Origin of the sequence: Streptomyces cellostaticus (genome assembly GCF_023630175.1) — a bacterium.
GTDB lineage: Bacteria > Actinomycetota > Actinomycetes > Streptomycetales > Streptomycetaceae > Streptomyces > Streptomyces cellostaticus_A.
In genome coordinates this window covers 18,483-44,395 of record NZ_JALLIN010000022.1, presented here as the reverse complement: position 1 = coordinate 44,395, position 25,913 = coordinate 18,483, and the positions used below count along the sequence as shown (strand labels likewise).

The window sequence follows — 25,913 nt, the reverse complement described above, 5'->3', positions numbered from 1 at the left end:
TCCCGCCCTATGGCTGAACGCCGGGGCGCTGCCGGGACCCCCCGGCCACCGCGTCCCGCCAGTGCGCTCCGGGCCCGTCGAGGCCCACGACCAGTGCGGCCGCGTCGTCCTCGTGCCCCACGCCCTCGGCGCCCTTGATCACGGCGGCGGCCAGCGCGTGCGGCTCGAGCCCGGCGACCGCGGCGATGCCGGCGAGCCGGACCACCTGGTCGAGGCCGTCCTCGATGCGCAGCGAGGGTCCCTCCACCACGCCGTCGGTGAGGAGGACGAAGACCCCGCCGGTGGTGAGCCGGTGCCGGGTCACCGGATACGTCGCGCCCTGCTGGATACCGAGCGGCGGTCCTCCCTCGTCCTCCGCGACGCCGGACCTGCCGTCCGCGGTGGCCCAGACGAAGGGGATGTGCCCGGCCCGCGCGCTCTCCAGGACGCCCGTGGCCGGGTCGAGACGCATGAAGGTGCAGGTGGCGAAGAGCTCGATGCCCAGCGAGAGCAGCAGTTCGTTGGTCCGGGCGAGGACCTCGCCCGGCTCGGTGCTGACCGAGGCGAGGGCCCGCAGCGCGGTGCGGACCTGGCCCATGAAGGCGGCGGCCTCGATGTTGTGGCCCTGCACGTCCCCGATGGACATCCCGATGCGGCCGTCGGGCAGGTGGAAGGCGTCGTACCAGTCGCCGCCCACGTTGAGGCCCTGGCAGGCGGGTGTGTAGCGCACCGCCAGGTGCAGGCCGGGCGCGGTGGGCAGGTCCGGGGGGAGCATGCCGCGCTGCAGGGCGATGGCCAGTTCGACCTGGCTGCGCTGCAGCTCGGCGCGCTCGCGTGCCTGGGCGGTGAGCGTCCCGAGCCGGACCAGCAGCTCGTCGCCATCGTCCATGGAGCGCTTGCGGGGCATCGATCACATCCGGCTGGGCGGCAGCCTCTCGGGTAAACGCCTAGATTTTACCCATTCGCGGCGATTCCCCCAAAGGAGGGGCCGCACGGTCCGTGCGGCACCCGAGGTCCGCACGGTCAGTGGACCTCCGAGTCGATGCCCGTGACGACCGCCGGTCCCAGCGGGGCCGTCCGCTCGTCCAGCCCGGCGCCGCGCAGTGCCGAGTCCGCGAGCCTGCGGGCCTCCTCCTCGGCGTGCGGGCCGGTGTCCGCCTCGACGGTCAGACGGAGGGTGAAGGTGTTGTCCTCGTTCACGGTGAGTACGTCCAGGTCCTCGGTGCTGCCCATCCGCGTGGTGTGCGGATCGGCCGGCCGGAGCGCCCGGCTCAGCCGCGCACGGGCCTCGTCCCCGACTCCCGTCGTGAAGGTACCGGGCACGGTGATGACGTAGGTCGTCATGGCGATCCTTTCCTCGGGCCCTCCACGCCTACCCCGATTCGGGACGGCGACCCGCTCCCCGGTCCCCCGCTCGGGCGTGGTGCCGCCCCGCCGGGGCCCCTCGGGGATCCGCTCGTCCCACCGCTCCGGGCGCCGCAGGACCCCGTCACCGGACCGCGGGCGATCCACGGGGGGCGGCCGGAGGGCGTCAGGGGCGCCGGGCGGCCGGTGGCCGGGAGGGGCGGGTGGCGAGACCGCCCGGGCGGGGGCGGCGAGACCGGTGGGACCGGGCGGGTGGAGGCTCACAGCGGTGAGTGCGCCACCACCGTCACGTAGGCGCCGTACAGCAGGGACACCACGGCCAGGGCGCCGCCGACGAGCAGGGCCCGGGCGGGTCGCACCCGCCAGGTGCGGGCGAGTGCGCGGGCCGGCGGGATCAGCAGCGGGAAGACCGGCAGCAGGAAGCGGGGCTTGGACGAGAAGGATCCGGAGCCGCCCAGGACCAGCAGCACCAGGACCCCCGCGAACACCACCAGGGCGAGCGGGGCGCGGTCCAGGCAGAGCAGTCCGAAGAGCACCACACCGACCAGGACGAGGATCAGCGCGGCGGGGTAGACGACGCCGCCGCCGTACAGGAACAGCAGCCGGAGGAAGCGCAGGGCGCCGGCGCCGAAGTCGAAGCGTGACTCCCAGGCGCTCTGGACCGTGAAGTAGCCCCGGAGCGGGGCGCCGGTCCGGGCGCCGACCCACAGCACGTAGCCGAGCCAGCCCAGCGGGGCCAGGAGGACACCGGCCCACAGGGTGGCGGGCACCCGGCCCCGCCGGCGCAGCAGTTCGTGTGCGGCCGCGACCCCGAGGGCCGCGGCCACGGCGAATCCGGTCGGCCGGGACAGTCCGGCCAGCGCGGCGAGCGAGCCGGCCCACAGCCAGCGCCCCGTGAGCAGGCAGTACAGGGACCAGACCGCCAGCGCGGCGAACAGGGACTCGGTGTAGGCGATGGTCAGCTCGACGGAGTGGGGCAGGACGGCCCACAGGGCCACCAGGGCGGTGGCGGCGGCCCGGCCGTACAGGAGGTGGCCGATGAGGTAGAGGCCGTAGGCCGCCACGCCGGCGGCGGCCCAGGCGACCAGCAGCCCGGCCTGCCCGGGCGTGCACGGCAGCACCGCGAGAACGGCGCGGACGAGTCCGGGATACAGGGGGAAGAAGGCCCAGTCCGTCTGCACCGCTCCGGACGGGGTGATCCAGATGAGGCGGCCGTAGCCGTGGGTGGCGATGTGCAGGTACCAGCGGGCGTCCCAGGAGTGGGCCAGGCTCCTGGCCAGGGTGTGTCCGGCGAGGTGGTCGGCGGCGATCACGACCAGGATGCCGGCGAGCCGCGCCGTCGCGAACACCGCCAGGGCCGCCGGGGCTCCCTCGGGCATCCGGTGCCGTGCCGTCGGGCGCGGCACCGGACGGCGGAGGAGACCGGACGGGGCGGCGGGCTCGGGCCGGGGTACGGAAGACGTGCTCACGCCCCGACCTTGGTGGGGCCGGTTCGGTCGTGCAATGCGCGACCCGCGTGTCCCGGCCCCTTCACCCTGATTCAGGAACGGCGCGGGGCGCCCTCCCGGGGACCCCCGGCAGGATCGAAGTAGGGTGTGGTTACCATATGAGCGCTGCCTAGCTCGAAAGATAGATCTGTGACTGTCAACGACGACTCGTTCACCAACTGGATGCACCGCGAGGAAATCGCGGAGTCCATGATCCCGATCATCGGAAAGCTGCACCGCGAGCGGGACGTGACCGTCCTGCTGCACAGCCGCTCCCTGGTGAACAAGTCGGTGGTCAGCATCCTGAAGACGCACCGCTTCGCCCGGCAGATCGCCGGTGAGGAGCTGTCGGTCACCGAGACCATGCCGTTCCTCCAGGCCCTGACCACCCTCGACCTCGGGCCCTCCCAGATCGACCTCGGCATGCTGGCCGCCACCTACAAGGCCGACGACCGCGGCCTGGGCGTGGCGGAGTTCACCGCGGAGGCCGTCGCCGGCGCCACCGGCGCCAACAAGATCGAGCGCCGCGAACCGCGCGACGTCGTCCTGTACGGCTTCGGCCGCATCGGCCGCCTCGTCGCCCGGCTGCTGATCGAGAAGGCCGGCTCGGGCAACGGCCTGCGGCTGCGCGCCGTCGTCGTCCGCGGCGGCGGCGCCCAGGACATCGTCAAGCGCGCCTCGCTGCTGCGCCGCGACTCCATCCACGGCCAGTTCCAGGGCACCATCACGGTGGACGAGGACAACAGCACGATCGTGGCCAACGGCAACGCGATCAAGGTCATCTACGCCGACGACCCGTCGCAGATCGACTACACCGAGTACGGCATCCGGGACGCCATCCTCATCGACAACACCGGCAAGTGGCGCGACCGCGAGGGCCTGTCCGAGCACCTGCGCCCCGGCATCGACAAGGTCGTGCTGACCGCGCCCGGCAAGGGCGACGTCCCGAACATCGTGCACGGCGTCAACCACGACACGATCAAGCCCGACGAGCGGATCCTGTCCTGCGCGTCCTGCACCACCAACGCGATCGTCCCGCCGCTGAAGGCCATGGACGACGAGTACGGCGTGCTGCGCGGCCACGTGGAGACCGTCCACTCGTTCACCAACGACCAGAACCTGCTGGACAACTACCACAAGGCCGAGCGTCGCGGCCGCTCCGCACCGCTCAACATGGTGATCACCGAGACCGGTGCCGCCTCGGCCGTGGCGAAGGCGCTGCCCGACCTCAAGGCGCCGATCACCGGCAGCTCGATCCGCGTTCCGGTGCCGGACGTCTCGATCGCGATCCTCAACCTCCAGCTCGCGCGTGAGACCACCCGCGAGGACGTCCACGACTACCTGCGGGACGTGTCGCTCACCTCACCGCTCAAGCGCCAGATCGACTTCACCACGGCACCCGACGCGGTCTCCAGCGACTTCATCGGCTCGCGGCACGCCTCGATCGTGGACGCCGGCGCCCTCAAGGTGGAGGGGGACAACGCGATCCTCTACCTCTGGTACGACAACGAGTTCGGCTACTCCTGCCAGGTCGTCCGGGTCGTCCAGCACGTCTCGGGCGTGGAGTACCCGACGTACCCGGCCGCGGAAGGCCGGACGCCGGAGCTCTGAGCACCGGGCACCGGGCACCGGGCACCGGGCACCGGGCACCGAGCACCGGGCACCGAGCGCATGACGGCCGCCGACCGGGCCTCCGGTCGGCGGCCTTCGTGCTCGGCGCTCCCGGTCAGAGCCGCCGGGGCGGGGCGCAGGCCCCCGCGGCGCACGCGGTGAGCCACTGGTCGAAGTCGGCGTCGTAGCGGGTGCCGATGCCGTCGTGGTAGAGCGCGTATCCGCCGGAGTAGTCACCGGCACGGAAGCGGGCGAGCACGCGCTGGACGTCGTCGGGGTGCCGCTCCACCATGTAGCGCACGGCGAGGTAGCCCCACGGGTAGGTGCGGGTCACGTCGCTGTTGCCGTAGGTGTTCTCGAAGAGGGTGCTCAGGCGGTACGTGTGCCGGGCCGCCTCCTGGACGGCCTGGTCGTAGGCCAGCCCCCGGTAGCCGTACGAGACGTACTCGGCGAGACCCTCGATCCACCACACGTCCGGCACCGAGGTCTGCTGGGCGAAGTCGCCGGGCAGGTCGTCCCGGGCGTCGAGGAAGTGCGTGTACTCGTGGTTCAGGTTCCAGACCCGGGCCGCGAAACCGTCGTCCGCCTCCTTCTGGTACATGATCGAGGTCGGCCGGTTGGCCGGGTCGGACGGGTCCCCCTCCAGGGTGATGCCGCCGTTGTCGGTGCTGACGCCGTAGATCGCGCCCGCGTAGGTCCGGTAGTCGGCGCGGCTCGCGAAGACCACGAGCCGGATGGTCGAGACGTACTGGCCGGGTATCGGGCCGTCGGCCCCGACCACGCCGCGGAAGTAGGGGCCCTGGCCCAGCACGCTGGCGCACACGGCGTCCAGTTCGTCCGCGGTGAGGGCCTGGGCGCGGACCGAGTGGGCCGCGTCGCAGCGGTGCGTGATCGGCAGGGCGGCCTCGGTCAGCCTGCCGGGCAGGCCGCAGACGTCGTAGTAGGAGCAGCCGGCGCCGTCGTAGGCGTCCGCCTGCGTGGCGACCGCCACCCAGAGTCCGGCCGTCGGGCCGGTGATCCGCGACCGGTCCAGCAGGTCGCGGGCCAACGGCCGCACGGTGGCGCGCAGTTCCGGGTGCTCGACGTAACGGGCCAGGTTCATGCCGGCGTTGGTGTCCAGGAAGGCGAGATCGGTGCCGAGCAGGTCCAGATGGCCCAGCGCGAAGTCGTGCAGGGCGCCGGTGACGCGCGGGTCGGCGGCGACCGCCGCGACGTACCGGGGGTTCCAGTTGCCGCGCCACAGCGGTGTGTGGACGTCGTTGACGGCCCGGACCATGCTGCCGATCGCGTCGTACGAGCCGTCGTAGGCGTCCAGCAGCCGCCGGTACACGGGGAGATAGCGGTCCTGCTGGTCGGCGCTGTCGGTGAGGATCACCGTCTCGCCGAGGATGTCGCCGTTGGCCGCCGTGACGTCCCGGGAGTGACGGCCCGCGAAGAAGGCGTCCAGGCCGCCGGTGGTCGCGGCGGTGAGACGGGTGGTGTACGGGCCCACGTCGCCGGGGTGGTGGAACCGCACGTAGTAGCCGGCGCGCAGGAAGAGGACGAGCTGCAGCAGGCCCGCGGAGTTGTCGCCCCGGTACCGCCGCGCCGCGCGTGTGAAGGCCCGGGCGACGCTCAGCATCTGCGGCTGGCGGAAGACGTCGTGGGCGTCGGTGCCGGTGACGGAGAAGAGGGTGTCGACGCAGTCGGCGGTGGAGGCCCTCACGAACGCGACGAGGGCCGCTCCGGTGCGGCCGCCGAAGTCGCCCGGGGCGCACGAGCGTGCCTTCGCCCCGGGTCGCGGGCGGCGTTCCCCGCCGTGGGTGAACGGCGTCGCCCTAGGCGGTAACTGGGCCGGGCTGAGCGGCCGCGCCCGGCCGGGAGCGGGGCGTTCGGTGGCGGCGGGGGCCGGACCGGTGGGCGGCGGCGCGGTCACGGGCCCGGCGGGGACGGCCGACGGGCCGGACGGGGGTCCGGGCAGGGCCAGGGCCGGGGCCGGGGCCGACAGCAGGCCGGCCACGGTGGCGCAGACGGCGGCCGCGCAGGCCAGCCGTCCGGGCAGCGCGAAGCGATGGCGCATCGGGGATCCCTCCAGGAAGGGGTGCGCCTCTGTGGGGTGTCGAGGCGTGCGAGGAATGTCTCAGCGCGACGCGGCGGCAACAATGGCGTGTGACATAGCACATGACATCGCCCGCCCATAACGTCCCGTCCTCGCCAGAGCGGCGGGCGCCGGCCCGTCAGGCCCCGGCGATGCTCCAGGTGCGCGCGGCCCACGCCCTCAAGTGCGGTGCGGCGGCGACCAGTTCGCGATAGGCGCCGGCGGCCGACTGCATCAGTGCCTCCACGACGTCGTCACCGACCGCTGCCGGTCGCCAGGCCAGCACGTACCGGCACCACAGCGGTGATCCGGCCAGGGGCTTCACCGCGACGTGCGAGATCGGGCGCAGCGTGGGCTGGACCAGGGACACGCCGATCCCGTCGGCGATCATGCTCTGGAGCTGCGCCTGGTCGCCGAGGAACTCGTGCACGGTGACGGGGGTGAACCCGGCCGCGGCGCAGGCGTCGTAGAACACCCCGGGCCAGCCGGCCCCGTCGTCCGGGGTGACGAACCACGGGTCCTCGGCCAGGTCGGCGAGCTGCACCTGGGCGCTCTGGCGCAGGCGGTGGCGGGCCGGCAGGGCGACGAACGTGGGCTCGGTGACGATGCCGCGGTGGCGCACTGCGGGCGAGTGCGCCAGTTCCCGGCCCGGGTAGTCGGCGGCTATGGCCGCGTCCACCGCCCCCTCCTCCAGCAGTTCCACGATCCGCGAGGAGGCGTAGACACTGGTCACGGCGACGGACAGGTCGGGCAGCCGGGCGCGGAGGCGGGACATGGTGCCCGACAGCATGGGCGAGTTGGTGGCGGCCACGCGCAGGGTGCGGGCCGGGCGGGCGGCGGGCGCGCGGTGGCCGATGGCGTCGGCGCGGGCGAGGACGTCCCGGGCCCGGGCGACGACCTCGGCGCCGTACGGAGTGGGCCGCACCCCGCTCGCGCCCCGCTCGAAGAGCGGCTCGCCCAGGTGCCGCTCGATACGCCGGAGCTGGGTGCTGACGGCGGGCTGCGAGTAGCCGAGCTGCGCCGCGGCGCGGCCCACGCCGCCCGCGTCCGCGATCGCGCAGAGCACCCGCAGGTGCCGAAGCTCCAGCTCCATCGATCCACTCCCCGTCCCGGTCGCACCCGCCACGCAGCCGGCGCCGGCGCACGGCCGGCCCCGCTCGATTGTCCACCCCGGGAGGGCCGGCGCCCATCACCTCCCCGGCCGTCCCCGGTCGCGCCCCTCGCCCATCCATCGACGGGACACGGCTACCGTTTTATGGCACTTGCCTAAGCATATTAGGCATACACATAATGGAACTAGTCCATGAGGAGGAAGCCGATGGTACGCGCGGGTCTGTCCACGGAGCGTCTGGTCCTGGCGGGGGCGGAACTGGCCGACGAGGCCGGCTTCGACCAGGTGACGGTGTCGGCCCTGGCCCGGCGCTTCGACGTCAAGGTGGCCAGTCTGTACTCGCACCTGAAGAGCTCCCGCGACCTGAAGACCCGTATCGCCCTGCTCGCACTGGAGGAACTCGCCGACCGCGCCGCGGAGGCGCTCGCCGGCCGGGCCGGCAAGGACGCCCTGCGCGCCTTCGCGGACGCCTACCGCGACTACGCCCGGGAGCACCCCGGGCGCTACCAGGCGGCACGCTTCCGGCTCGACCCGGAGACCGCCGCCGCGAGCGCCGGCGGCAGGCACGCGCAGATGACCCGGGCGATCCTGCGCGGCTACGACCTCACCGAGCCCGAACAGACCCACGCCGTCCGGATGCTCGGCAGCGTGTTCCACGGCTACGTCGACCTGGAGGCGGCCGGCGGCTTCAGCCACAGCGCCCCCGACTCGCAGGAGTCGTGGACCCGGATCCTGGACGCCCTCGACGCGCTGCTGCGCGCCTGGCCGGCCCCCTGAACCCCTCGGCTCCCCCGCAGCACAGGCTCGGCTCATCCGATGACCTCCACCCCGTCCGGCCGGATCACCACCCCGCTGACCGGCGGCCTCCTGCGCGGCGCCCTGGACCTGGAGCGCACCGGGCACGGGCTGCCGCCGCACGGGCTGCCCGCCCGGGCCCGCGCCCGGTGCGCGGATCCGCAACCGCGGATGCGGAGTCCCGGCCGTCCGGCGTACGACTGGTGCCGCGCGCGCCCGGGCCTGCCCTGCACGGCTTCCTCGACACCGCGCGGGAGGGACATCCGGTACGCCGCTGCTCGTGATCTCGCCGGCCCTGTGCCCCGTCCACGAGGACACGCCGGACCCGAGCGCGCCGGACCCGATGGCCCTGGGTTCCGGACGGCTCAGGTTCCGGGCCGCCGGGGACCCGCGGAGGTCGCGCGGGGCGGACTCACCCCGGGCGTGGTCCGGGAGTCGCCGGCCCGGATCGTGCGGGAACGGGCCGGCGGGGACCCGGCGCTGCACCGCCTCGACGGCCGTGGACTCCACGGGGCGTCCGACCTCGCCGAACTGCCGCTGCCCGACGGGCTCCGCCCGGACGCCGCCGCACACCGCCGGAGCGGCGAGCGGTTCGCCTCGCTCGCCCTCCGACCGGGCGGCCCGCTCGGCCGCCGGAGCGGCTGACCGGCACCGCCGGGCCGGACCCTCAGACCAGGTGGGCGAAGACGACCAGGTTGTCGGTGTAGTCCCGCACCGTGTGGTCGTAGTCCCCCGCGCAGGTGATGAGCCGCGCCTCGGGGCGGTCGGCGTCGGCGTACACGCGGTCGCTCGGGAAGGCGTCCTTGGCGAAGGTCTCCGTGTCGTCGACGACGAACTCCGCCTTCTGCCCGTCCGCCCGGTCCACCGTGAAGCGGTCGCCGGGCGCGAGTTCGTAGAGGTTGGCGAAGACCGCCGCCGACGTCACCGTGTCCACGTGGCCGGCGATGATCGCGGTGCCCTTCTCGCCGGGCGTGACGCCGTCGGCGTACCAGCCGACGAGGTTGGTGTCGGCCCCCGGCGGCGGCTGGAGCTGACCGGTGGAGGCGAGGGACAGGGGCGTGAAGGGGGCGTCCACGGAGATCTTCGGGATGACCAGGCGGGTCGGGGTGGCGCGGGTCAGCGACCGCTCCGCCTGGCCCGTGCCCGGCTGTCGCGCACCGGGCCGTTCGGTGCCGGCGCCCACCGTCGTACCGCCGGGGGCCCGCGGGACGTCACCGCCGGCGCGGTGGCCGCCCAACACGCTGACGGCGATGAAGACGATCGCCACGCCCCACAGGGTCAGCCGCCCGCCGCGGCCGGCGTCCTGAGCGGCCCGGGACCGCTCGGCGCGGGCCTCGGGCGGGGAGTCGGGAGAGGGGGAGTCCGGGGACGAGGGGTCTGCTGCCATCGGACATCACCTCACTCGGGCGCGGCAGCACGGGCGGCGGGCTCCGCGGGGCGCGGGCCGCCGGCGCGGGGGCGCCGGCGGCGTGAGTGGCCCCGGGAGAAGAGAGGGCCGGTCAGGACGCCGGCTCGGCGGCCTTCCTGCGGCGCAGCGCGTACAGGCCGGTGGCGCCTACGGCGAGCACGGCGAGACCGCCCGTGGTGACACCGGGAGAGGCGAGGGCGCCGCCTCCGGTGTGGATGCCCCCGCGCGGCTTGCCGTGGTCGCCGCCGCCCCAGTCGTCCTTGCCTCCGCCGTCCTCCTTGCCTCCGCCGTCCTCCTTGCCTCCGCCCTTGTCCTTGTCGCGGTAGGTCTCGGGGTCGAACCTGCTGTCGCCGCCCGAGCCCCAGTCGTCCCCGCCTCGGACCGCGGCGAGCGCACCGCCGCCCGTGTGCATTCCGCCGCGCGGCCCGTCGTGGCTGCGGCCGCCGTCGTCCTCGCTGCTGTAGTCGTTGTCGTGGTCCTTGCCGGAGCCCTTTCCGGACCCCTTGTCGTGGTCCCCGTCGGAACCCTTGTCGTAACCGCTGTCGGAGTCGCTGTCGTGCTCCTTGCTGTGCGAGGAGTCGCCCCGGCCCCCGCCGTCCGCGGCCGACGCGACGAAGGCCGCGCCGGGCGTGGCGAAGGCCAGGGCGGCGGAGGCGGCCGCCGTGGCGAGAAGAATGCGGGCAGAGCGCATATCGGTGTCCTTCCGCCGTGGCCGGGCAGCGGATACGTCATCAGCTTGATAAGCCCGGTCTCGACATGAACCACCGTCAGTCAGGCCGTGACCGCGCACCATCCGGGCGGCCCAGCCGGGTCATCGCGCCACCCGTCTGCCTCAGCGGCACCCCGCGGCACCCCCCGTCCGGGGCACCGGACGTCACCCGGCCGCGCGCCGGACAGGCCCTTGGCGACACGGGTGCACCCCCCTTCGGGCCGTTCCCCGCCGCGGCGGTGGCGGGCGTGCGCGAAACCCGACGACGCATCATCTGACGGCGGAACACCTGCTCCCGGCCGGCGCGGCGGGGCCGCTCGGCCGGCCCGCCTACCCCCGGCGGGGCGGCGGCCGGTCCGCCGTCGGATCCGGCGCGGGCCGCGTGAGCGCGCCCTTCCGGGTGCCGGACGACCGCGGCGGGGTGCCGTTTGCGGCCACCGGAGGCCACGGCGGCGCGTGGGGCACCGGGCCGCCGGCCACGGCGGTGGGGCGGTGCCCGGGCCGCACCGGCCCCGCGACGCCGCCACCCGTCCGTGCGGGAGCGCGGAAGCCCCTTGTTATGACCGGCGTCATAGAGCAGGCTGTTCGACGGTTCGCAGGCGAGCCCGGTCGGCGGTGGCCCGGCGGGGCGGTACGGCGGGAGGACGCTGTGGTGGATTCGACGGCGCGGGACATGTGGGAGCGGTTCGAGCCGGTGCACGACCTGGTGTACTTCGCGCCCGAGGCGCTGCGGGCGGCCGAGGGGCTCGGGATGCGCGGGTACTGGATGGGGTACTTCGCACTGCGCGCCGCCCCGTTGGGCCCGGTGGGCCCGAGCGTGGTGACGAGTGCCTTCAGCGTCTTCCACCCCTCCCGGGTCGCCCGCGCGCTCCCCGACGCCTGGAAGTACGCGGCACCGGCGGAGGTGCTGGCGGCCCGCGGGGAGGCCATGGACGCGGCGATGACGCGCCTGTTCGGGGCCGAGGCGGCACGGTCGGCGGAGTTCGCGGAGGCGGCCGACCTAGCGTGGGAGGCGGCGGCATCTGCGGACACCACGGGCCGGGTGCTGGCCGCGGCGAACCAGGCGCTGGAGCGGCCCGGCCGGGCGACCGCGCGGCTCTGGCAGGCGGTGACGACGCTGCGGGAGCACCGGGGCGACGGGCACGTCGCGGTGCTCGTGAGCCTGGGGATCGGCCCCGTGGAGGCCATGGTGCTCAAGGCGGCCGCCGGCGAGTCGGACGGGGCGTTCCTGCGGGAGACCCGCAAGTGGGAGCCGGCGGACTGGGCGGCGGCCGAGGCCGCCCTGCGCGAGCGCGGGTTCCTCGCCGCCGACGGTTCACTGACCCGCGCGGGCGCCGAGGGCCGGGCGCTGGTCGAGCGCCGGACGGACGAGGCGGCCGCGCGGCCCTGGCGCGGGCTCGGCGCGGAGCGCACCGCACGCCTGGCCCGGCTGCTGGAGCCGCTGACCCGCGCCGTCGGGGAGTCGGGGCTGCTGCCGCCCGGCAACCCGGTGGGGCTGTCCCCGAGGACGTCGGCCGAGCGGTGACGGCCGCCGGATCGCCCCACGGCGGCTGAAACCTGATCAGGCCAGGTCCGAAGTGTGCTCAGAGTGCCCTCGCGCACGGGTCGTACGCTGACGCCGTGGTCAACCGAGACGAGGAAGCAGGGCGGGCGGCGGCCCGGCTCACCGGGCGCCGGGTCGCGGCCGTGCGGGCGCCGTCCGCGTCACCCGCCGAAGTGACGCTCGAGGGCGGTGAGGTGGTGATGGTCAAGCGCGCTGACGCACCGGGCGCGGTGCGCGCCGAGGCGGCCGGGCTGCGCTGGCTGCGCGAGGCGGACGCGGTGCCCGTCCCGGCGGTGCTCGGGCATGACGAGCGGTGGCTGGTCACCGAGCGGGTGCCGACCGGGCAGCCGGACGGCACGGGGGCCGTGCGATTCGGCCGGGCCCTGGCCGCCCTGCACGCCGCCGGGGCGCCCGCGTTCGGCGCACCGCCGCCCGGCGGGCCCGCGCAGGCGTACATCGGGGCCGCGCCCATGCGCAACACCCCGGCGGCCGACTGGCCCGCGTGGTACGCCGAGCACCGGGTGCTGCCGTACCTGCGGGCCGCGGTCGACGCCGGCACCCTGCGGCACGAGGAGGGCGCCCTGATCGAGCAGGTCTGCGCGCGGCTGCCGGACCTCGCCGGGCCGGCCGAGCCGCCCGCCCGGCTGCACGGCGACCTGTGGAACGGCAACGTGCTGTGGGGCGCCGACGGGGACGTGCGCCTCATCGATCCGGCCGCGCACGGCGGGCACCGCGAGACGGACCTGGCGATGCTCCGGCTCTTCGGCTGCCCCCGGCTGGAGCGGGTGCTGGCCGGCTACGCGGAGGCCGCGCCGCCGGCGGACGGCTGGCGGGGCCGGATCGGTCTGCACCAGCTTTTTCCCCTACTGGTGCACGTGGTGCTGTTCGGACGCGGATACGCGGATCAGGCCCTCGCGGCGGCCCGGGCGGCCCTGGCCGGATGAATCCGCGGCGGCCGCGCGCAGCCTCGCGGCCCCGGCCGGCGTCCTAGTACCTGACGCCCGCGAACGACCCTGCTCCCGACCATGATTACGGAGCGTAAGGAAACCAATCACCCGTTCGACTCGTATAAGGACGTGAAAGCCGAATCAGGGAGAGACCAATGCAACCGTTCACGCTCAACTACGCGCGGCCCGCTGTGCAGTTGGACGTCGCCACTCCGTACGCGTACGACTCCGGACTGCAGTTGAACGTCCTCCCGGACGGGCGGATCGCCGCCACCGACCACGCCACGCTGAGAGCGTTGGGGACGACGACCTCGACGGCCGGCTCCAAGACGCACTTCGACGACTGACCGCGGGCCCACGGAAGATGACCGTGCTCATCCTGACCAGTGAAGAGGACGTGACGGCGGACATGGTGGTGCTCCGGCTGCGCCAGGCCGGAGTGCCCGTGGTCCGGCTGGACCCCGCCGATCTCACCAACGGGGTCGCGCTGTCCGGCGAGTTCGTGCACGGCGCCTGTCGCGGACACCTGTCCGCCGGCGGGCGCCTGGTGAGCATGAGCGGCCTGCGGTCCGTCTGGGTGCGCAGGCCGGGGGAGGCCGCTTCCCGAGCCGCCCAGCCGTCCGCCTGGCTGACGGAGGAGTCCGCCCAGGCGCTGTACGGCATGCTGCGCTCCACCGGGGCACGCTGGATGAACCATCCGGACGCGGCCCGCCGCGCCCGGCACAAGCCCTGGCAGTTGCGGCTCGCGCAGGACAGCGGCCTCGCCGTGCCGGCGACACTCATCACGACATTCCCGCAGGCGGCCCGGGAGTTCGCCGAGCGCTTCCCGGACCTGGTGGTCAAACCGGTCTCCGGCGCGCATCCGCAGGAGCCGCCGCGGGCGGTTCCCACCAGCCGGGTCCCACCGGACGCCGACTTCGCCGCCGTCGCCTTCGGCCCCACCCTGCTGCAGCGGCGGATACCGAAGCGGGCCGACATCCGGCTCACCGTCGTCGGTGACCGGCTGCTGGCCGCACGCAAGCCGGCCGATCCCGACGGCCACCCCGACGACGTCGACGTGCGCTTCGCGCCGTCGGTCTCGCCCTGGCTCCCGGCGGACGTTCCGCCGCGCGTCGCTGAGGCCGTCCACCGCTACATGAGGGATGCCGAACTCGCCTATGGCGCCTTCGACTTCGCGGAGGACACGGATGGGATCTGGTGGTTCCTGGAGTGCAACCAGTCGGGCCAGTTCGGCTTCGTGGAGATGGACACCGGCCAGCCGATCGCCGCGGCCATCGCACGGTGGCTGGCGGGCGACGGCGAGCCGGCCGTGCCGGACGCGGGCGACGACCGGGACGCGGCGTCGTGACGCCGTCGGGTCCGGTCCGAGGAGAGGAAGACGACATGCGCATCGGACTGCTGGGAACGGGCCCGTGGGCCCGGGCGGCCCACGCACCCGCCCTCGCCGGGCACCCCGGCCTGGACTTCGCCGGGGTGTGGGGCCGCCGCCCGGAGGCGACCACCGAGCTCGCGGCGCGGTACGGCGTGCGGGCGTACGACGACGTGGACGCGCTGCTGGACGACGTGGACGCGGTCGCGATGGCGTTGCCGCCGTCCGCGCAGGCGGAGCTGGCGGTACGGGCCGCACGGGCGGGCCGTCATCTGCTGCTGGACAAGCCGCTGGCGGCGGGGGCGGCCGAGGGGCGGGCCGTCGTCGAGGCGGTGGAACGGGCCCAGGTGGCTTCCGTGGTGTTCTTCACCGCCCGCTTCCAGAAGGAGCCGGAGGCGTGGATCGAGGAACAGGCCGCCACGGCCGGCTGGTTCACGGCGCGGGCGCAGTGGCTGGGGGCGGTGTTCACCGGTGACAGCCCGTTCGCGCACTCCCCCTGGCGGCGGGAGAAGGGCGCGCTGTGGGACGTGGGACCGCACGCGCTCTCCCTGCTGCTGCCGGTGCTCGGCGACGTCCGGCAGGTGGCGGCCGCGGCGCACGGCCCCGCCGACACCGTGCACCTGGTGCTCGACCACGCCGCCGGCGCCTCGAGCACCCTCACCCTGAGCCTGACGGCCCCGCCGGCGGCGGCCGGGGCCGACCTGGAGCTGCGCGGCGAGGCCGGGACGGCGGTACTGCCCAGGAGCTCCGAGGGCGCGGTCCCCGCCCTCTCCCGCGCCGCCGACGCCCTCCTGACCGCGGCGCGCACCGGCCGCCCGCATCCCTGCGACGCCACTTTCGGCCTGCGCGTCACCGAGATCCTCGCCATGGCCGAGGCCCGCCTGGCCGGCCGCACGACCGACTGACCCGCCCCGATGCCGGCGCTCCGCCGCCCGGCGGTCGCGGGCGGCGGAGGGAGGTGCGGGGCGAGGGGGCGGCGTAGCGTGGGAGTGTGACTGGGGTGCGCGGCGGGGCGTCGCGTCGGGACGTGGAGGATCGCGGCTGGCTGCGGGGTGCGCCGCCACCGTGGTGGGTGCGGGTGCTGCCGGTGGTGCTGCTGGTGGTGGTGACCACCGCCACCTTCGTCACCTCGGAGGCACGTGATCTCGGGTTCCTGCTCGGCGCCATCCCGCCGCTCGCGGTCCTGTCGTACGGGCCCTGGGCGACGGCCGCGCTGGGCGGCGCGGTCGTCGTGGTGCTGAATGTGCCGGCCACGCATCTGAACCGCCCCGGCAACACCGATCTGCTCACGGTCGTGTTCGTCGCCCTGCTGAGCGTGTTCGTGTCCTACGTGCGCAGCCATCGGGACGCCCAGCTCGTCGTGGAACGCGCCATCGGGGAGGCCGTGCAGCGGGCGGTGATGCCACCGCTGCCGGAGCGGGTCGGGCGGATCGGCTGCGCCGGCTTCTACCGGGCCGCGCAGGACGGGACCCTCGTGGGCGGCGACTTCTTCGACGTGCGGGACGGTCCCGGCGGTGTCCGGGCGGTGATGGGTGACGTGCGGGGGCACGGCCTGGCGGCGATGGCGACCGTGGTGTCGCTGCTGGGCGCGTTCCGCGAGGCCGCCCTCGACCAGCCGGACCTGGAGGCGGTCGCGGCCCGGATGGACCGAAGACTCTCCGTGGACGCGGCCGGTGCCGGGCAGACGGAGCTGTTCGCCACCGCCGTGCTGCTGGAGTTCACCGGCGACGCCGATGCCGTGCGGGTGGTGGCCTGCGGTCATCCGCCGCCCGTGCTGCTGCACGACGGGCAGGCGAGGGAGGCGACCGTGGCCCCCGGTCCGCCGCTGGGGATCGGGCTGGTCGGCCTCGACCCGCCGAAGGAGGTCACCCTCGCCCTCGCACCGGGCGACCGGCTGCTGCTGGCCTCGGACGGGCTCTGGGAAGCCCGGAACGCCGCCGGTGCCTTCTATCCGCTGCCCGAGCGGCTCGCCCGCCTGGCCGCGGTCCCCCCGGCCGAGCTGCCCGGCGCGGTGTGGGACGACCTGGCGCGGCTCGGCTACGAGGTCCGCGACGACGCCACCATGCTGGTGCTCGCGCCCCGGACACCGGGTGCCTGACCGGCCACCCGGTGTCCGGGGATGTGCCGCACCGGTCAGCCCACGTCCCAGAGGAACCGGTGGGTGTGGATCCCGAAGTACGGGAAGGACTGGACGTCGCGGACTCCCTCGACGGGCCGGACCACGTCGTTGACGAAGTCCAGCAGGTCCTTGGGGCCCGGCGCCACCACCTCCGCGAACAGGTCGAAGCCGCCGGCGGTGAGCACCGAGTAGACCACTTCGGGGCGGGCGGCGAGCGCGTCCGCGACGGTCCGCGGGTCGCCGTCGACGCCGATGCCGAGCAGCGCCATGGCCTGTCCGCCCATCGCCATCGGGTCGGTGACGCCGACGACCTGGACGGCCCTGGAGTCCAGCAGGCGCTGCAGCCGCTGCCGGGCCGCCGAGGCGGACAGGCCGACCCGGGGGCCGAGATCCGCGTAGGCGATACGGCCGTCGGTCTGCAGTTCGCGCAGGATGGCGCGGTCGATCTCGTCCATCTGGGCGGGCGTCCTCTCTCACTCCGCCAGTTCGGCCAGGGCCGCGGCGAAGACCTCGGTGTGGGTGTCCACGTCCTGCTCGGTGGTGTCGGGGCACATCAGCGCCATGTTGTGGAACGGGGTCAGCAGGATGCCCCGGTTGGCGAGGTAGAGGTGCAGGAAGTCCTCCAGCTCGGGGTCGGTGGCGGCGGCGGACTCGGTGCCGGTGCGGGGTGCCGGGGAGGTGAAACGGTACTCGGTGCGGGCGCCGAGCCGGCTGACGGACCAGGGCAGCCGGTACGCCTCGACACCGGCCCGGACGCCCGCCTCGAAGCGCTCCGAGAGCCCCGCCATCCGGGTGAAGGCCCCGTCGGTGAGCACGTGCTCCAGGGTGGCGCGGGTCGCGGCCACCGACAGGGCGTTCCCGGCGAGTGTGCCGCCGACGCCGCCCATGTCCACGAGGTCCAGGTCGTCGCGTCCCAGCAGCCGCTCGGCCAGTTCGGCGGACAGGCCGTACGCGCCGGCCGGAATGCCGCCCCCGATCGCCTTGCCGATGGTCAGCAGGTCGGGGTCGAGGTCCCAGGCCGCCGTGCAGCCGCCGGGTCCGGCGGAGAAGGTGTGGGTCTCGTCGTTGATCAGCAGCACCCCGTACCGCCGGGTCAGCTCGCGGACGCCGGCGAGGTAGCCGGGCTCGGGCAGCACGATGCCGATGTTGGTGAGCGCGGGTTCCATGAGCACGGCGGCGACGTCGCCGTGGGCCAGCTCGCGCTCCAGCCCGGCCAGGTCGTTGAACTCCGCGACCCTGCTGGTCCGGGTGACGTCGCACGGGGCGCCGACGTTGCCGGGCCGGTCCGCGCCCCGGCCGTCGGGACCGACCACGATCAGCGACTCGTCGACGCTGCCGTGGTAGCAGTAGCTGTTGACCAGGATCTTCGGGCGGCCGGTGACGGCGCGGGCGAGCCGGATCGCCCACCGGTTGGCGTCGGTCGCGGTCAGCGAGAAACTCCAGCGGGCCAGGCCGAAGCGCCGGGTCAGCTCGGCGCCGACCCACTCGGCGTCCTCGGTGGGCAGCATGGCGGTGGCCCCGCCCAGCGTCCCGTACCGGTGCTGGACGGCCTCGGTGACCGGGGCCGGCGAGTGACCGGCCATCGCGCCCGTGTCACCGAGGCAGAAGTCGATGTACTCGTGGCCGTCCACGTCGGTGACCCGGGCGCCGCGTGCCCCGGCGAGGTAGCGGGGGAAGGCCCCGGCGGTCTTGTTCATCCAGGTCATCGGCACGCGGCCGAAGAGATGGTCGGCCCGTGCGTAGGCCGCCCTGGAGCGCGGGTTGCGGCGTTCGGCCTCCGCGCTCTCGCGGGCCAGTAGGGCGTGCAGACGCGTGCGGTCCATGGAGTACCTCGGTATGGGCTGGGCAACGGAACAGCAGCAGCGTACGACCGAAAACGCACATCGAACAAGGTCTGACGCTCGAATCGATTGCCACAACACTCGAATCGGCTGCTCGTTGCCGCCTGGCCACGGGAACGCCGGGCGCGCCACCGAAACGCCGGCCTGCGCCACCCCTTCCGCCGGATAGAAATATCTATCAGCATGCATATGCCGGGTTGGCGTGCCCACGCACCGAGTGCCCGGTCATGACCGTTTCCCGCGCCGCGGGCGGACGAGCGAGAATCACCCGGAGCAGTGCATGACGAACGCGATGTGGATGCGGGGCGTGGAGTGGCTCGCCGCGGCGGCGGGCGATCCACGGGCCTGCAAGTGGGAGTGGGACCACGGCGACGGCGTCTCGGTGCTGGAGGCGGGCCGCTTCTGGGACGTGCTGAGCGTGCCCGACCGGCTCGGTCTGCTCACACTTGACCTGCTGTGGCGGCCCGGGCTGCCCGTGCCCGGCCCGACCCTGGTGGACACCACCGCGGGACGGGTCGGGTTCTTCCTGCCGCCCGACCCCGCCGGCGGCTGGGTCGGGGCCGGCCTGCGGTACGCGACCAAGGGGTCCTGGGTCGCCGTGCCGCCCCCGTACCGGCCCGCCCGCTCCCTGGAATGGCTGGTCCCGCCGGACGGCACCGGCTCGCTGCACACACCCGGCACCCTGGAGAGCGCACTGCGGCAGGCCAACGGCATGCTGGCGGTCACGGCTCCCCTGTGCGGACGTTAGGGGGCCGCCACGGCGCCGCACAGCACCGGGGCGCCCGGCACGCCGGCCCCGCCGCACCGGCCGCCGGCGCGAGTGCACCCGGTACGGGCGCATCCGTCCGGCACTCCCCCGGAGCTCGCAGCGGACACGGCGGGCGTGTGCTCCGGACGTTCGCCCCCTCCTCGCGGACCGCCCCGAAGACCGCCGCCTCACCCCGAGTTGGGCGGGGACCGTCGGCCGCCGCCCTCACCGGGCCGACGGGCGGGGTGCGGTCGGCGCCCCTATGCTGAGCGGGCAGGGCTCCGACGTCTCGCCCACCGCACGTCCGGCTCTCATGTGGTTGGAGTCGCCCATGTCGCATTCGCTCGCACGCCTGCGCAGGGGGGCCGCGGTCGCCGTCGCGGCAGGGGCACTGACGGTACCGCTCACCGGCGCTCCCGCCGGGGCGGCACAGGCCGGCGCGCCGGTCGCGGCCGCCACCGGCTCGCCGATCCTCTCCTCCCCCTCCCCCTCCCCCTCCGGACCGGACGCCGTCCGCCCGCTCACCCCCCAGGTGACCCGACGGCTCGACTCCGCCGTGCGGCAGGTGATGCGCACGGCGGACGTGCCCGGCGTCACCGTCGGCGTCTGGACGCCGGACCGCGGCAGCTACGTCCGCTCCTTCGGCGTGGCCGACCGGAGCGACGGCCGGAGGATGGCACCGGACATGTACGTCCGGATCGGCAGCGAGACCAAGACCTTCACCGTGACGGCGCTGCTGCAACTGGTCGACCAGGGGAAGGCCGGCCTGGACGACCCGATCGGCAGGTACGTCGACGGCGTCCCGAACGGGGACCGGATCACCCTGCGCGAGCTGGCCGGGATGCGCAGCGGGCTGTTCAACTACTCCGAGGACGACGGCTTCTTCAAGGCCCTCACATCCGATCCGCAACGCCCCTTCACACCACGGCAGTTGCTCGGCTACTCCTTCCGGCACCCGGTGATGTTCCCGCCGGGGCGGAAGTTCTACTACAGCAACACCAACCTCATCCTGCTCGGCCTGGTGGTCGAGAGGCAGAGCGGGCTGAAGCTCGGTGACTACATCCGCCGGCACATCCTCGTCCCGGCCGGGATGAAGGACACCTCCTTCCCGTCGGGCGCCGGCTTCCCCTCCCCCCACCCGCAGGGCTACACGGACCAGACGGCCGACGGCAAGGTGCAGGACACGGCCGACTGGAACCCGTCGTGGGCGTGGGCGGCCGGCGCGATGATCTCCACCGTGGGGGACCTGCGGACCTGGGCGCCCACGGTGGCGACCGGCCGATTCCCGGACGGCCGGCGGATGATCAGTGCCGCCGCGCAGCGGCAGCGGCTCGACACACCGCCCACGGCGATCCCGGGCGCCGGGTACGGGCTGGGGATCTTCGACGTGCAGGGATGGATCGGCCACAACGGCTCGCTGCCCGGCTACGAGACCCTGACCATCCACCTGCCCGAGGCGCGGACGACCCTGGTGGTGGCCCTCAACACCGACATCGGCCACGACAACCAGGAGCCGAGCACGCTGTTCGGACGGGCCGTCACACGGATCATCTCCCCCGGTCACGTCTTCGACCTGCCGGCCCAGCCCGCGGCGCGGTGAGACCGGCCGGGCTGCCGCGAAGGGGGGGATCCACCCCGCCGCCGAGAAGGGGGCGGGGCGGCGACCGGTCCCCCGTACCGGTCGTGCCCCGCGCATCACCGACGTTACGCACGGGGCACGGCCGCGGGTACCGCGCCCGTGCCCTCCCGGCGGCGCCGGGGACTCACCCGTGCACAGGCGAGTCCGGTTGGCCCCGGTTCGCCCCGCCGAGGCCGGGCAGGGCGAGGGCACCGAGCGCCAGATGGGCGAGCACGACCTCGTACAGATCGCTCCCGCCGGCCAGCAACTGGCGTTCCAGCACGGGTTCGGCGGCCCGGACGTGCTCGCGCACGGTCTGGGCGTGGACGCCCAGTTCCCGTGCCGCGCGCTCGGCGTTGGCGTCGGCGGCGAGCCAGGAGCGCACGGTGCGGCGCAGATCGCGGCCGTCGCCGTCCAGGCGGCCGAGGAGATCCCCGGCCCAGCCGCGCAGCGCGGGCTGGGTGAGCAGGTCGGCGAGCCGGACGCCGGACGGCGGGGCGGATTCCGTGCCGCCGGGGCCGTACCGGCCGTGCCCCGCTTCGGAGCCGAGCGCGAGCCGGACCGCGGCCCGGGTGGCGAGGCCGGCGAAGTCCGCGCCGATCAGCGCCTCGACACGGTCCGTGCGGGCGCGGACGGTGTTGCGGCTGACACCGAGCACCTTGGCCGCGCTCACGGCGGTGAACTCCAGGCCGAGACGGGTGGTGGCGAGGAGTTCGGCGCGGGTGTGGTGCGGCAGGGTGTCGAGGGGGCGCAGCACCGCCGCGGACCAGGCGTGCAGTGCGGCCGGGTCCATGAGGCGCTCGGGGTGGGTGCGTTCGGCGTGGACGGCCGTCCGGTCCGGGCGGAAGCGGGCGACGGCGAGGGCGCTGACGGCCTGGCCGTAGGCGGTGGCGGTGTGGGCGAGACGCTGGCGCAGGCTGCCGCCGAGGAAGACGCCGGGCCGGCCGTCGATCAGGGACCGCAGCCGCTGCCCCGCCGCGGGTTCGGGGCCGACGACGATGACATGGCCGTCCCTCGCGGGACAGCGCACGACCAGTGCCTGGCCGTCGGTGGCGCAAGCGCAGGCGTCGGCGAGGGCGTCCCGCTCGGCGGGGTCGCTCTCCACCACGTACACCCTGGCGGTGTCCCCCTCGAGCAGGCCCGGCCAGAGGCCCGCGGCGACCCTGCGGGCGGAGACGATGTCCTCCACCATCAGCAACTGCAGGATGGCGAGCCGCAGATCGGCCGTGGCCCGGCGCAGGCGGTGCCCCGCACGGGTCAGCTCCCGGTGCCGCAGCAGGAGTTCGAGCACACCGGCGGCGCGGTTGACGAGCGCGGCGGCTCGCGGGTCGAAGGGTTCGCCGCGGACCAGGGCCAGCACGGCGCCGGTGCCCTGCTCGCGGTGGCGTACCGCGACCATGCGGACGTGGCGCTCGCCGTCGTGCAGCGCGGCGGAGGAGACCCGGCCGCCTCCCACGTCGGCGAGCACGGCGGAGTCGAGCGGCACCGGCTCGCCCGCGAGGAGGCCGCCGTCCGGGTCCTGGAGGCACACGGCCGCCCGCAGGGCCCGTCCCAGCCAGGCCACGAGCCGGTGCGGATCGCGGGCGGCGGGGCGCAGATGGTCCAGCAACTGCTCGGCCCAGTCGGTGGTGTGCGGCTCCTCGGCGTGGAGGCCTTCGTCGACTCGGCCGACCACGTCGTGCCCCTCCTCGCTCTCGCGTCGACCTCGGGTTTCGGACGTGGACGTTACCCGATTCACGGCCTCGTGCCGTCGGCGGCGCCCGTGGGCGCGGCTCCGCCGGCGGTCAGGGGGGTGGACCGCCGGCGGAGGCACCGCAGCCCGGTGGCGGGGGGGAGGCCCCCGGGCGGCTCCTCCATCGGATGCCCCCTGATGCACGTCCTACACGAGGCGAATCGCGGGGAGTTCCGGCACGGGGGCCGCCGATCGCTCCCGGCGGTCCGGGGCGCCGGTGTGCGTGCCCGGCGAGCGGCACACTCCGGTCCCCGCGAGGAGGGTGCCCGGCAGGCGGAGCGCACCGGTGACCGCGGCGGAGGCGCACAGCCCGTCCAGGGGCACCCGCTCGGGTGCCCCGCGTGCGCCCGGGCGGCGGGCGGGGGCCCTGCCCGGCGGGGCGCGGAACGCGTACGGGTGTACGGGCGGTGCGGCGGGCCGGTGCGCCGAGGGGAGGCACCGGCACCGCCGACCGGGCGTCCCGTTCCGGTTCACCGCCGGCCGGCGGTGCCGGCGGTACGGATGCCACGGCGGACGGGGCCCGCCCGGCCCGCGGCACCCCCGGAAGGGCATTAAGCTCGGCGGATGGCGAAGTACTTCGACGTGCACCCCGAGAACCCGCAGCCGCGCAGCATCGGCCAGATCGTCGACGCGGTGCGCTCGGGGGCGCTCATCGCATACCCGACCGACTCCTGCTACGCGCTGGGCTGCCAGATCGGCAGCCGGGACGGCATGGAGCGGATCCGTTCGATCCGCCGGCTGGACGACCGGCACCACTTCACCCTGATGTGCCGGGACTTCGCGCAGCTCGGCCAGTTCGTACGGGTCGACAACGACGTGTTCCGGGCCGTCAAGGCGTCGACCCCGGGCAGCTACACCTTCATCCTCCCGGCCACCCGCGAGGTGCCGCGCAAGCTGCTGCACCCGAAGAAGAAGACGGTGGGCGTGCGCATCCCCGACCACGTGGTCACCCAGACCCTGCTGGCCGAACTGGGTGAGCCGCTGCTGTCCAGCACCCTGCTGCTGCCGGACGAGGAGGAGCCGATGACCCAGGGCTGGGAGATCAAGGACCGGCTCGACCACGTGGTGGACGCGGTGGTCGACTCCGGGGAGTGCGGCACCGAACCGACCACGGTGGTCGACTTCTCCGGCGGGGAGGCGGAGATCGTCCGGCGGGGCGCCGGGGACACGGCCCGCTTCGAGTGACGGACGGGCCGGCCCGGCCGTATGGATCTTGCGTGGCAGCATGAGGGCGTACACGCGAGGCCGGTGGGCACCCGGGCCCCGCTCGGCCGATCCATCCGGGAGGCTCCCCACCATGACCGACGTACAGGGCACCGACGTCGACGTACCGACCGCGGACGGCGTCGCCGACGCCTATCTCGCCCACCCCGCAGACGGGCGGCCGCGGCCGGGGGTGCTCCTCTACCAGGACGCGTACGGGCTGCGCCCGTGGCTGCGCTCGATGGCAGACCGGCTCGCGGCCGCCGGCTGCACGGTGCTGGTGCCCAACGTCTTCCACCGGCACGGCCGCACCCCGATCGGAGAGGTCCCGGAGTTCATCGACACCGCGGCCGACCCGACCATCTGGGAGCGGATCGGACCGGTCATGGCCTCCCTCACGCCGGACCGGACCCGGCGGGACGCGGACGCCTACCTGGACTGGCTCGCCCGCAGCCCCGTGGTCGCCGACGGCCCGGTGGCGCTGACGGGCTACTGCATGGGCGCCCGGCTGGCCCTGCGGACCGCGGCCACCCACCCGGACCGGGTCGCGGCCGCGGCCGGCTTCCACGGCGGACGGCTGGCCACCGACGCCCCCGACAGTCCGCACCTGGGGGCCGGGCATATCACCGCCGAGCTGTACTTCGGCCACGCCGACCAGGACCGGTCCATGCCCGAGGCGCAGATCCGGCGGCTGACGGACGCGCTCACCGCCGCCGGTGTCCGGCACACCTCCGAGGTCTATCCGGGGGCCGCGCACGGATTCACGCAGGCGGACACCACCGCCTACGACCGGGAGGCCGACGAACGGCACTGGTCCGCCCTGCTGTCCCTGCTGGAACGCGCCCTCTGAGGTTCGCCGCGGCGTCCGCCGGGCCGCGGATCCTGTTCACATCATTGACATGCACGCGATCGAACAGGACGCTGAGAGCGCTCTCACGACAGGTACGGACCAATATCCGTACCACCCCGACCCCCCACGGAGGTGGAGAGTGCTCCCCAGCCGTACACGTCCCGTGCTGCCCCTGGCGGCCGCGGCGGCCCTGGTGGGCGGTGTGCTCGCACTCGGCACGCCGGACCGCGCCGGCGCCGCCGTCCCGGACACCATCCCGCTGAAGATCACCAACAACTCGGGCCGTTCCGAGCCCGTGTACGTATACGACCTCGGCACCCAGCTCTCCTCGGGACGGCAGGGCTGGGCCGACGAAGGCGGCGCCTTCCACGCCTGGCCGGCGGGCGGCGATCCGCCGACTCCGGCACCGGACGCGGCGATCGCCGGTCCGGCCCCCGGACAGTCCAGGACGATCCGGATACCCAGGTTCTCCGGCCGGATCTACTTCTCCTACGGCCGGAAACTCGACTTCCGGCTGACCACCGGCGGCCTGGTGCAGCCGGCCGTGCAGAACCCCTCCGACCCCAACCGGAACATCCTGTTCAACTGGTCGGAGTACACCCTGAACGACTCCGGCCTGTGGCTCAACAGCACCCAGGTGGACATGTTCTCGGCGCCGTACACGGACGGGGTGCAGCGTGCGGACGGCGGCGTGAGCACCACCGGCCGTCTCGAACCCGGCGGCTACAAGGCGGTGTTCGACACCCTGCGCAGCCGGCCGGGAGGCTGGTCCGGCCTGGTCCAGACGCGTGCCGACGGCACCGTGCTGCGTGCGCTCTCCCCGCTGTACGGGGTGGAGACCGGGGCCCTGCCGGCGAACGTCATGGACGACTACGTCGACCGGGTGTGGCAGAAGTACGCGACGTCGACGCTGACCGTCACACCCTTCGCCGACCAGCCGAACACCCGTTACTTCGGCCGGGTGTCGGGGAACGTCATGAACTTCACCGACTCCTCGGGAGCGGTGGTCACCGGCTTCCGGAAGCCGGACGCCGCCAGCATCTTCGGCTGCCACAAGCTGCTGGACGCGCCCAACGACACCGTGCGCGGCCCCATCTCCCGCACGCTGTGCGCCGGTTTCAACCGCTCCACGCTGCTGAGCGATCCGCACCAGCCCGACACCTCGCCGGCGGACTTCTACAAGGACGGCGTGACCAACCACTACGCGCGTGCCGTCCACTCCCGGATGGCCGACGGCAAGGCGTACGCCTTCGCCTTCGACGACGTCGGCAACCAGGAGTCGCTGGTGCACGACGGCGGCCCGCGGCAGGCGTATCTGACGCTGGATCCGCTGAGCTGAGACATGGGAAGGTCCCGCACCCCGGAGGTTCCTCCGGGGTGCGGGACCGCCTGGTGCCCGGA

Annotated in this window: 23 protein-coding genes and 1 pseudogene; 14 read left to right on the top strand and 10 right to left on the bottom strand. The window is 74.4% G+C overall.

From position 1 onward, the window contains the following. Positions 1 to 7 precede the first annotated feature (7 nt). The 3 genes from MXD57_RS15910 to MXD57_RS15900 form a co-directional block, all read right to left on the bottom strand. Positions 8 to 886 carry a PP2C family protein-serine/threonine phosphatase gene (locus tag MXD57_RS15910; protein ID WP_250402093.1) on the bottom strand — a complete coding sequence of 293 codons (879 nt, stop codon included), beginning with the start codon at positions 884 to 886 and terminating at the stop codon, positions 8 to 10. A 116-nt stretch (positions 887 to 1,002) separates the two neighbouring features. Continuing rightward, positions 1,003 to 1,323, bottom strand: coding sequence for a hypothetical protein (locus MXD57_RS15905; protein ID WP_250402092.1), 321 nt, complete (start codon positions 1,321 to 1,323; stop codon positions 1,003 to 1,005). Between the two features lie 281 nt (positions 1,324 to 1,604). Then, positions 1,605 to 2,813 carry a hypothetical protein gene (locus tag MXD57_RS15900; RefSeq protein ID WP_250402091.1) on the bottom strand — a complete coding sequence of 403 codons (1,209 nt, stop codon included), beginning with the start codon at positions 2,811 to 2,813 and terminating at the stop codon, positions 1,605 to 1,607. 168 nt (positions 2,814 to 2,981) lie between these two features. Here MXD57_RS15900 and MXD57_RS15895 point away from each other — a divergent pair, with 168 nt between their 5' ends. Next, a complete protein-coding gene (locus MXD57_RS15895; RefSeq protein WP_250402090.1) occupies positions 2,982 to 4,442 on the top strand; it encodes a glyceraldehyde-3-phosphate dehydrogenase in 1,461 nt (486 codons plus the stop codon). 115 nt (positions 4,443 to 4,557) lie between these two features. Here MXD57_RS15895 and MXD57_RS15890 read toward each other — a convergent pair whose 3' ends face one another. Both MXD57_RS15890 and MXD57_RS15885 read right to left on the bottom strand, forming a co-directional pair. Continuing rightward, on the bottom strand, positions 4,558 to 6,501 hold the full coding sequence (locus MXD57_RS15890; RefSeq protein WP_250402089.1) for a collagenase: 1,944 nt from the start codon (positions 6,499 to 6,501) through the stop codon (positions 4,558 to 4,560). Positions 6,502 to 6,658: 157 nt separating this feature from the next. Continuing rightward, positions 6,659 to 7,612, bottom strand: a complete 954-nt coding sequence (locus MXD57_RS15885) for a LysR family transcriptional regulator (protein ID WP_250402088.1) — start codon at positions 7,610 to 7,612, stop codon at positions 6,659 to 6,661. Positions 7,613 to 7,837: 225 nt separating this feature from the next. Between MXD57_RS15885 and MXD57_RS15880 the strand changes: the two genes are divergently transcribed. Beyond that, complete coding sequence (locus tag MXD57_RS15880; RefSeq protein ID WP_250402155.1) at positions 7,838 to 8,407, top strand: TetR/AcrR family transcriptional regulator; 570 nt, start codon at positions 7,838 to 7,840, stop codon at positions 8,405 to 8,407. A gap of 137 nt (positions 8,408 to 8,544) precedes the next feature. Continuing rightward, positions 8,545 to 9,070, top strand: a pseudogene (locus MXD57_RS15875) (lipase); the annotation flags it as partial. Between the two features lie 22 nt (positions 9,071 to 9,092). Here MXD57_RS15875 and MXD57_RS15870 read toward each other — a convergent pair. Continuing rightward, positions 9,093 to 9,812: a class F sortase gene (locus MXD57_RS15870; RefSeq protein ID WP_250402087.1), complete on the bottom strand. Its 720-nt coding sequence runs from the start codon at positions 9,810 to 9,812 to the stop codon at positions 9,093 to 9,095. Between the two features lie 112 nt (positions 9,813 to 9,924). Beyond that, positions 9,925 to 10,524: an MSCRAMM family adhesin SdrC gene (locus MXD57_RS15865; RefSeq protein ID WP_250402086.1), complete on the bottom strand. Its 600-nt coding sequence runs from the start codon at positions 10,522 to 10,524 to the stop codon at positions 9,925 to 9,927. Between the two features lie 667 nt (positions 10,525 to 11,191). Between MXD57_RS15865 and MXD57_RS15860 the strand changes: the two genes are divergently transcribed. From MXD57_RS15860 to MXD57_RS15835, 6 genes are all read left to right on the top strand, one after another. Then, on the top strand, positions 11,192 to 12,067 hold the full coding sequence (locus MXD57_RS15860; protein ID WP_250402085.1) for an SCO6745 family protein: 876 nt from the start codon (positions 11,192 to 11,194) through the stop codon (positions 12,065 to 12,067). A 95-nt stretch (positions 12,068 to 12,162) separates the two neighbouring features. After that, entirely contained in the window at positions 12,163 to 13,029 is an 867-nt protein-coding gene (locus MXD57_RS15855) for a fructosamine kinase family protein (protein ID WP_250402084.1), read from the top strand. 158 nt (positions 13,030 to 13,187) lie between these two features. Next, positions 13,188 to 13,379: a putative ATP-grasp-modified RiPP gene (gene tgmA, locus MXD57_RS15850; protein ID WP_250402083.1), complete on the top strand. Its 192-nt coding sequence runs from the start codon at positions 13,188 to 13,190 to the stop codon at positions 13,377 to 13,379. A gap of 17 nt (positions 13,380 to 13,396) precedes the next feature. Then, the gene (gene tgmB, locus MXD57_RS15845; RefSeq protein WP_250402082.1) at positions 13,397 to 14,380 is read left to right on the top strand and encodes an ATP-grasp ribosomal peptide maturase; all 984 of its coding nucleotides are present in this window, start codon (positions 13,397 to 13,399) and stop codon (positions 14,378 to 14,380) included. A gap of 35 nt (positions 14,381 to 14,415) precedes the next feature. Next, positions 14,416 to 15,306, top strand: coding sequence for a Gfo/Idh/MocA family protein (locus tag MXD57_RS15840; protein WP_250402081.1), 891 nt, complete (start codon positions 14,416 to 14,418; stop codon positions 15,304 to 15,306). A gap of 122 nt (positions 15,307 to 15,428) precedes the next feature. Further along, a complete protein-coding gene (locus MXD57_RS15835) occupies positions 15,429 to 16,499 on the top strand; it encodes a PP2C family protein-serine/threonine phosphatase (protein ID WP_250402080.1) in 1,071 nt (356 codons plus the stop codon). Positions 16,500 to 16,534: 35 nt separating this feature from the next. Here the strand turns inward: MXD57_RS15835 and MXD57_RS15830 are convergent, their stop codons facing one another. Together MXD57_RS15830 and MXD57_RS15825 are read right to left on the bottom strand one after the other, a co-directional pair. After that, positions 16,535 to 16,975: an Lrp/AsnC family transcriptional regulator gene (locus MXD57_RS15830; protein WP_250402079.1), complete on the bottom strand. Its 441-nt coding sequence runs from the start codon at positions 16,973 to 16,975 to the stop codon at positions 16,535 to 16,537. An 18-nt stretch (positions 16,976 to 16,993) separates the two neighbouring features. Further along, the gene (locus MXD57_RS15825; protein ID WP_250402078.1) at positions 16,994 to 18,343 is read right to left on the bottom strand and encodes a transaminase; all 1,350 of its coding nucleotides are present in this window, start codon (positions 18,341 to 18,343) and stop codon (positions 16,994 to 16,996) included. Between the two features lie 298 nt (positions 18,344 to 18,641). Here MXD57_RS15825 and MXD57_RS15820 point away from each other — a divergent pair, with 298 nt between their 5' ends. After that, positions 18,642 to 19,109, top strand: coding sequence for a hypothetical protein (locus MXD57_RS15820; RefSeq protein ID WP_250402077.1), 468 nt, complete (start codon positions 18,642 to 18,644; stop codon positions 19,107 to 19,109). A 331-nt stretch (positions 19,110 to 19,440) separates the two neighbouring features. Then, the gene (locus MXD57_RS15815; protein WP_250402076.1) at positions 19,441 to 20,709 is read left to right on the top strand and encodes a serine hydrolase domain-containing protein; all 1,269 of its coding nucleotides are present in this window, start codon (positions 19,441 to 19,443) and stop codon (positions 20,707 to 20,709) included. A gap of 163 nt (positions 20,710 to 20,872) precedes the next feature. Here the strand turns inward: MXD57_RS15815 and MXD57_RS15810 are convergent, their stop codons facing one another. Next, a complete protein-coding gene (locus MXD57_RS15810) occupies positions 20,873 to 22,402 on the bottom strand; it encodes a helix-turn-helix domain-containing protein (protein WP_250402075.1) in 1,530 nt (509 codons plus the stop codon). 621 nt (positions 22,403 to 23,023) lie between these two features. Between MXD57_RS15810 and MXD57_RS15805 the strand changes: the two genes are divergently transcribed. The 3 genes from MXD57_RS15805 (at position 23,024) to MXD57_RS15795 (ending at position 25,851) form a co-directional block, all read left to right on the top strand. Continuing rightward, on the top strand, positions 23,024 to 23,644 hold the full coding sequence (locus MXD57_RS15805; RefSeq protein ID WP_250402074.1) for an L-threonylcarbamoyladenylate synthase: 621 nt from the start codon (positions 23,024 to 23,026) through the stop codon (positions 23,642 to 23,644). 112 nt (positions 23,645 to 23,756) lie between these two features. Then, entirely contained in the window at positions 23,757 to 24,512 is a 756-nt protein-coding gene (locus MXD57_RS15800) for a dienelactone hydrolase family protein (RefSeq protein ID WP_250402073.1), read from the top strand. A gap of 139 nt (positions 24,513 to 24,651) precedes the next feature. Continuing rightward, positions 24,652 to 25,851, top strand: coding sequence for a glycoside hydrolase family 64 protein (locus MXD57_RS15795; protein ID WP_250402072.1), 1,200 nt, complete (start codon positions 24,652 to 24,654; stop codon positions 25,849 to 25,851). Positions 25,852 to 25,913 lie beyond the last annotated feature (62 nt).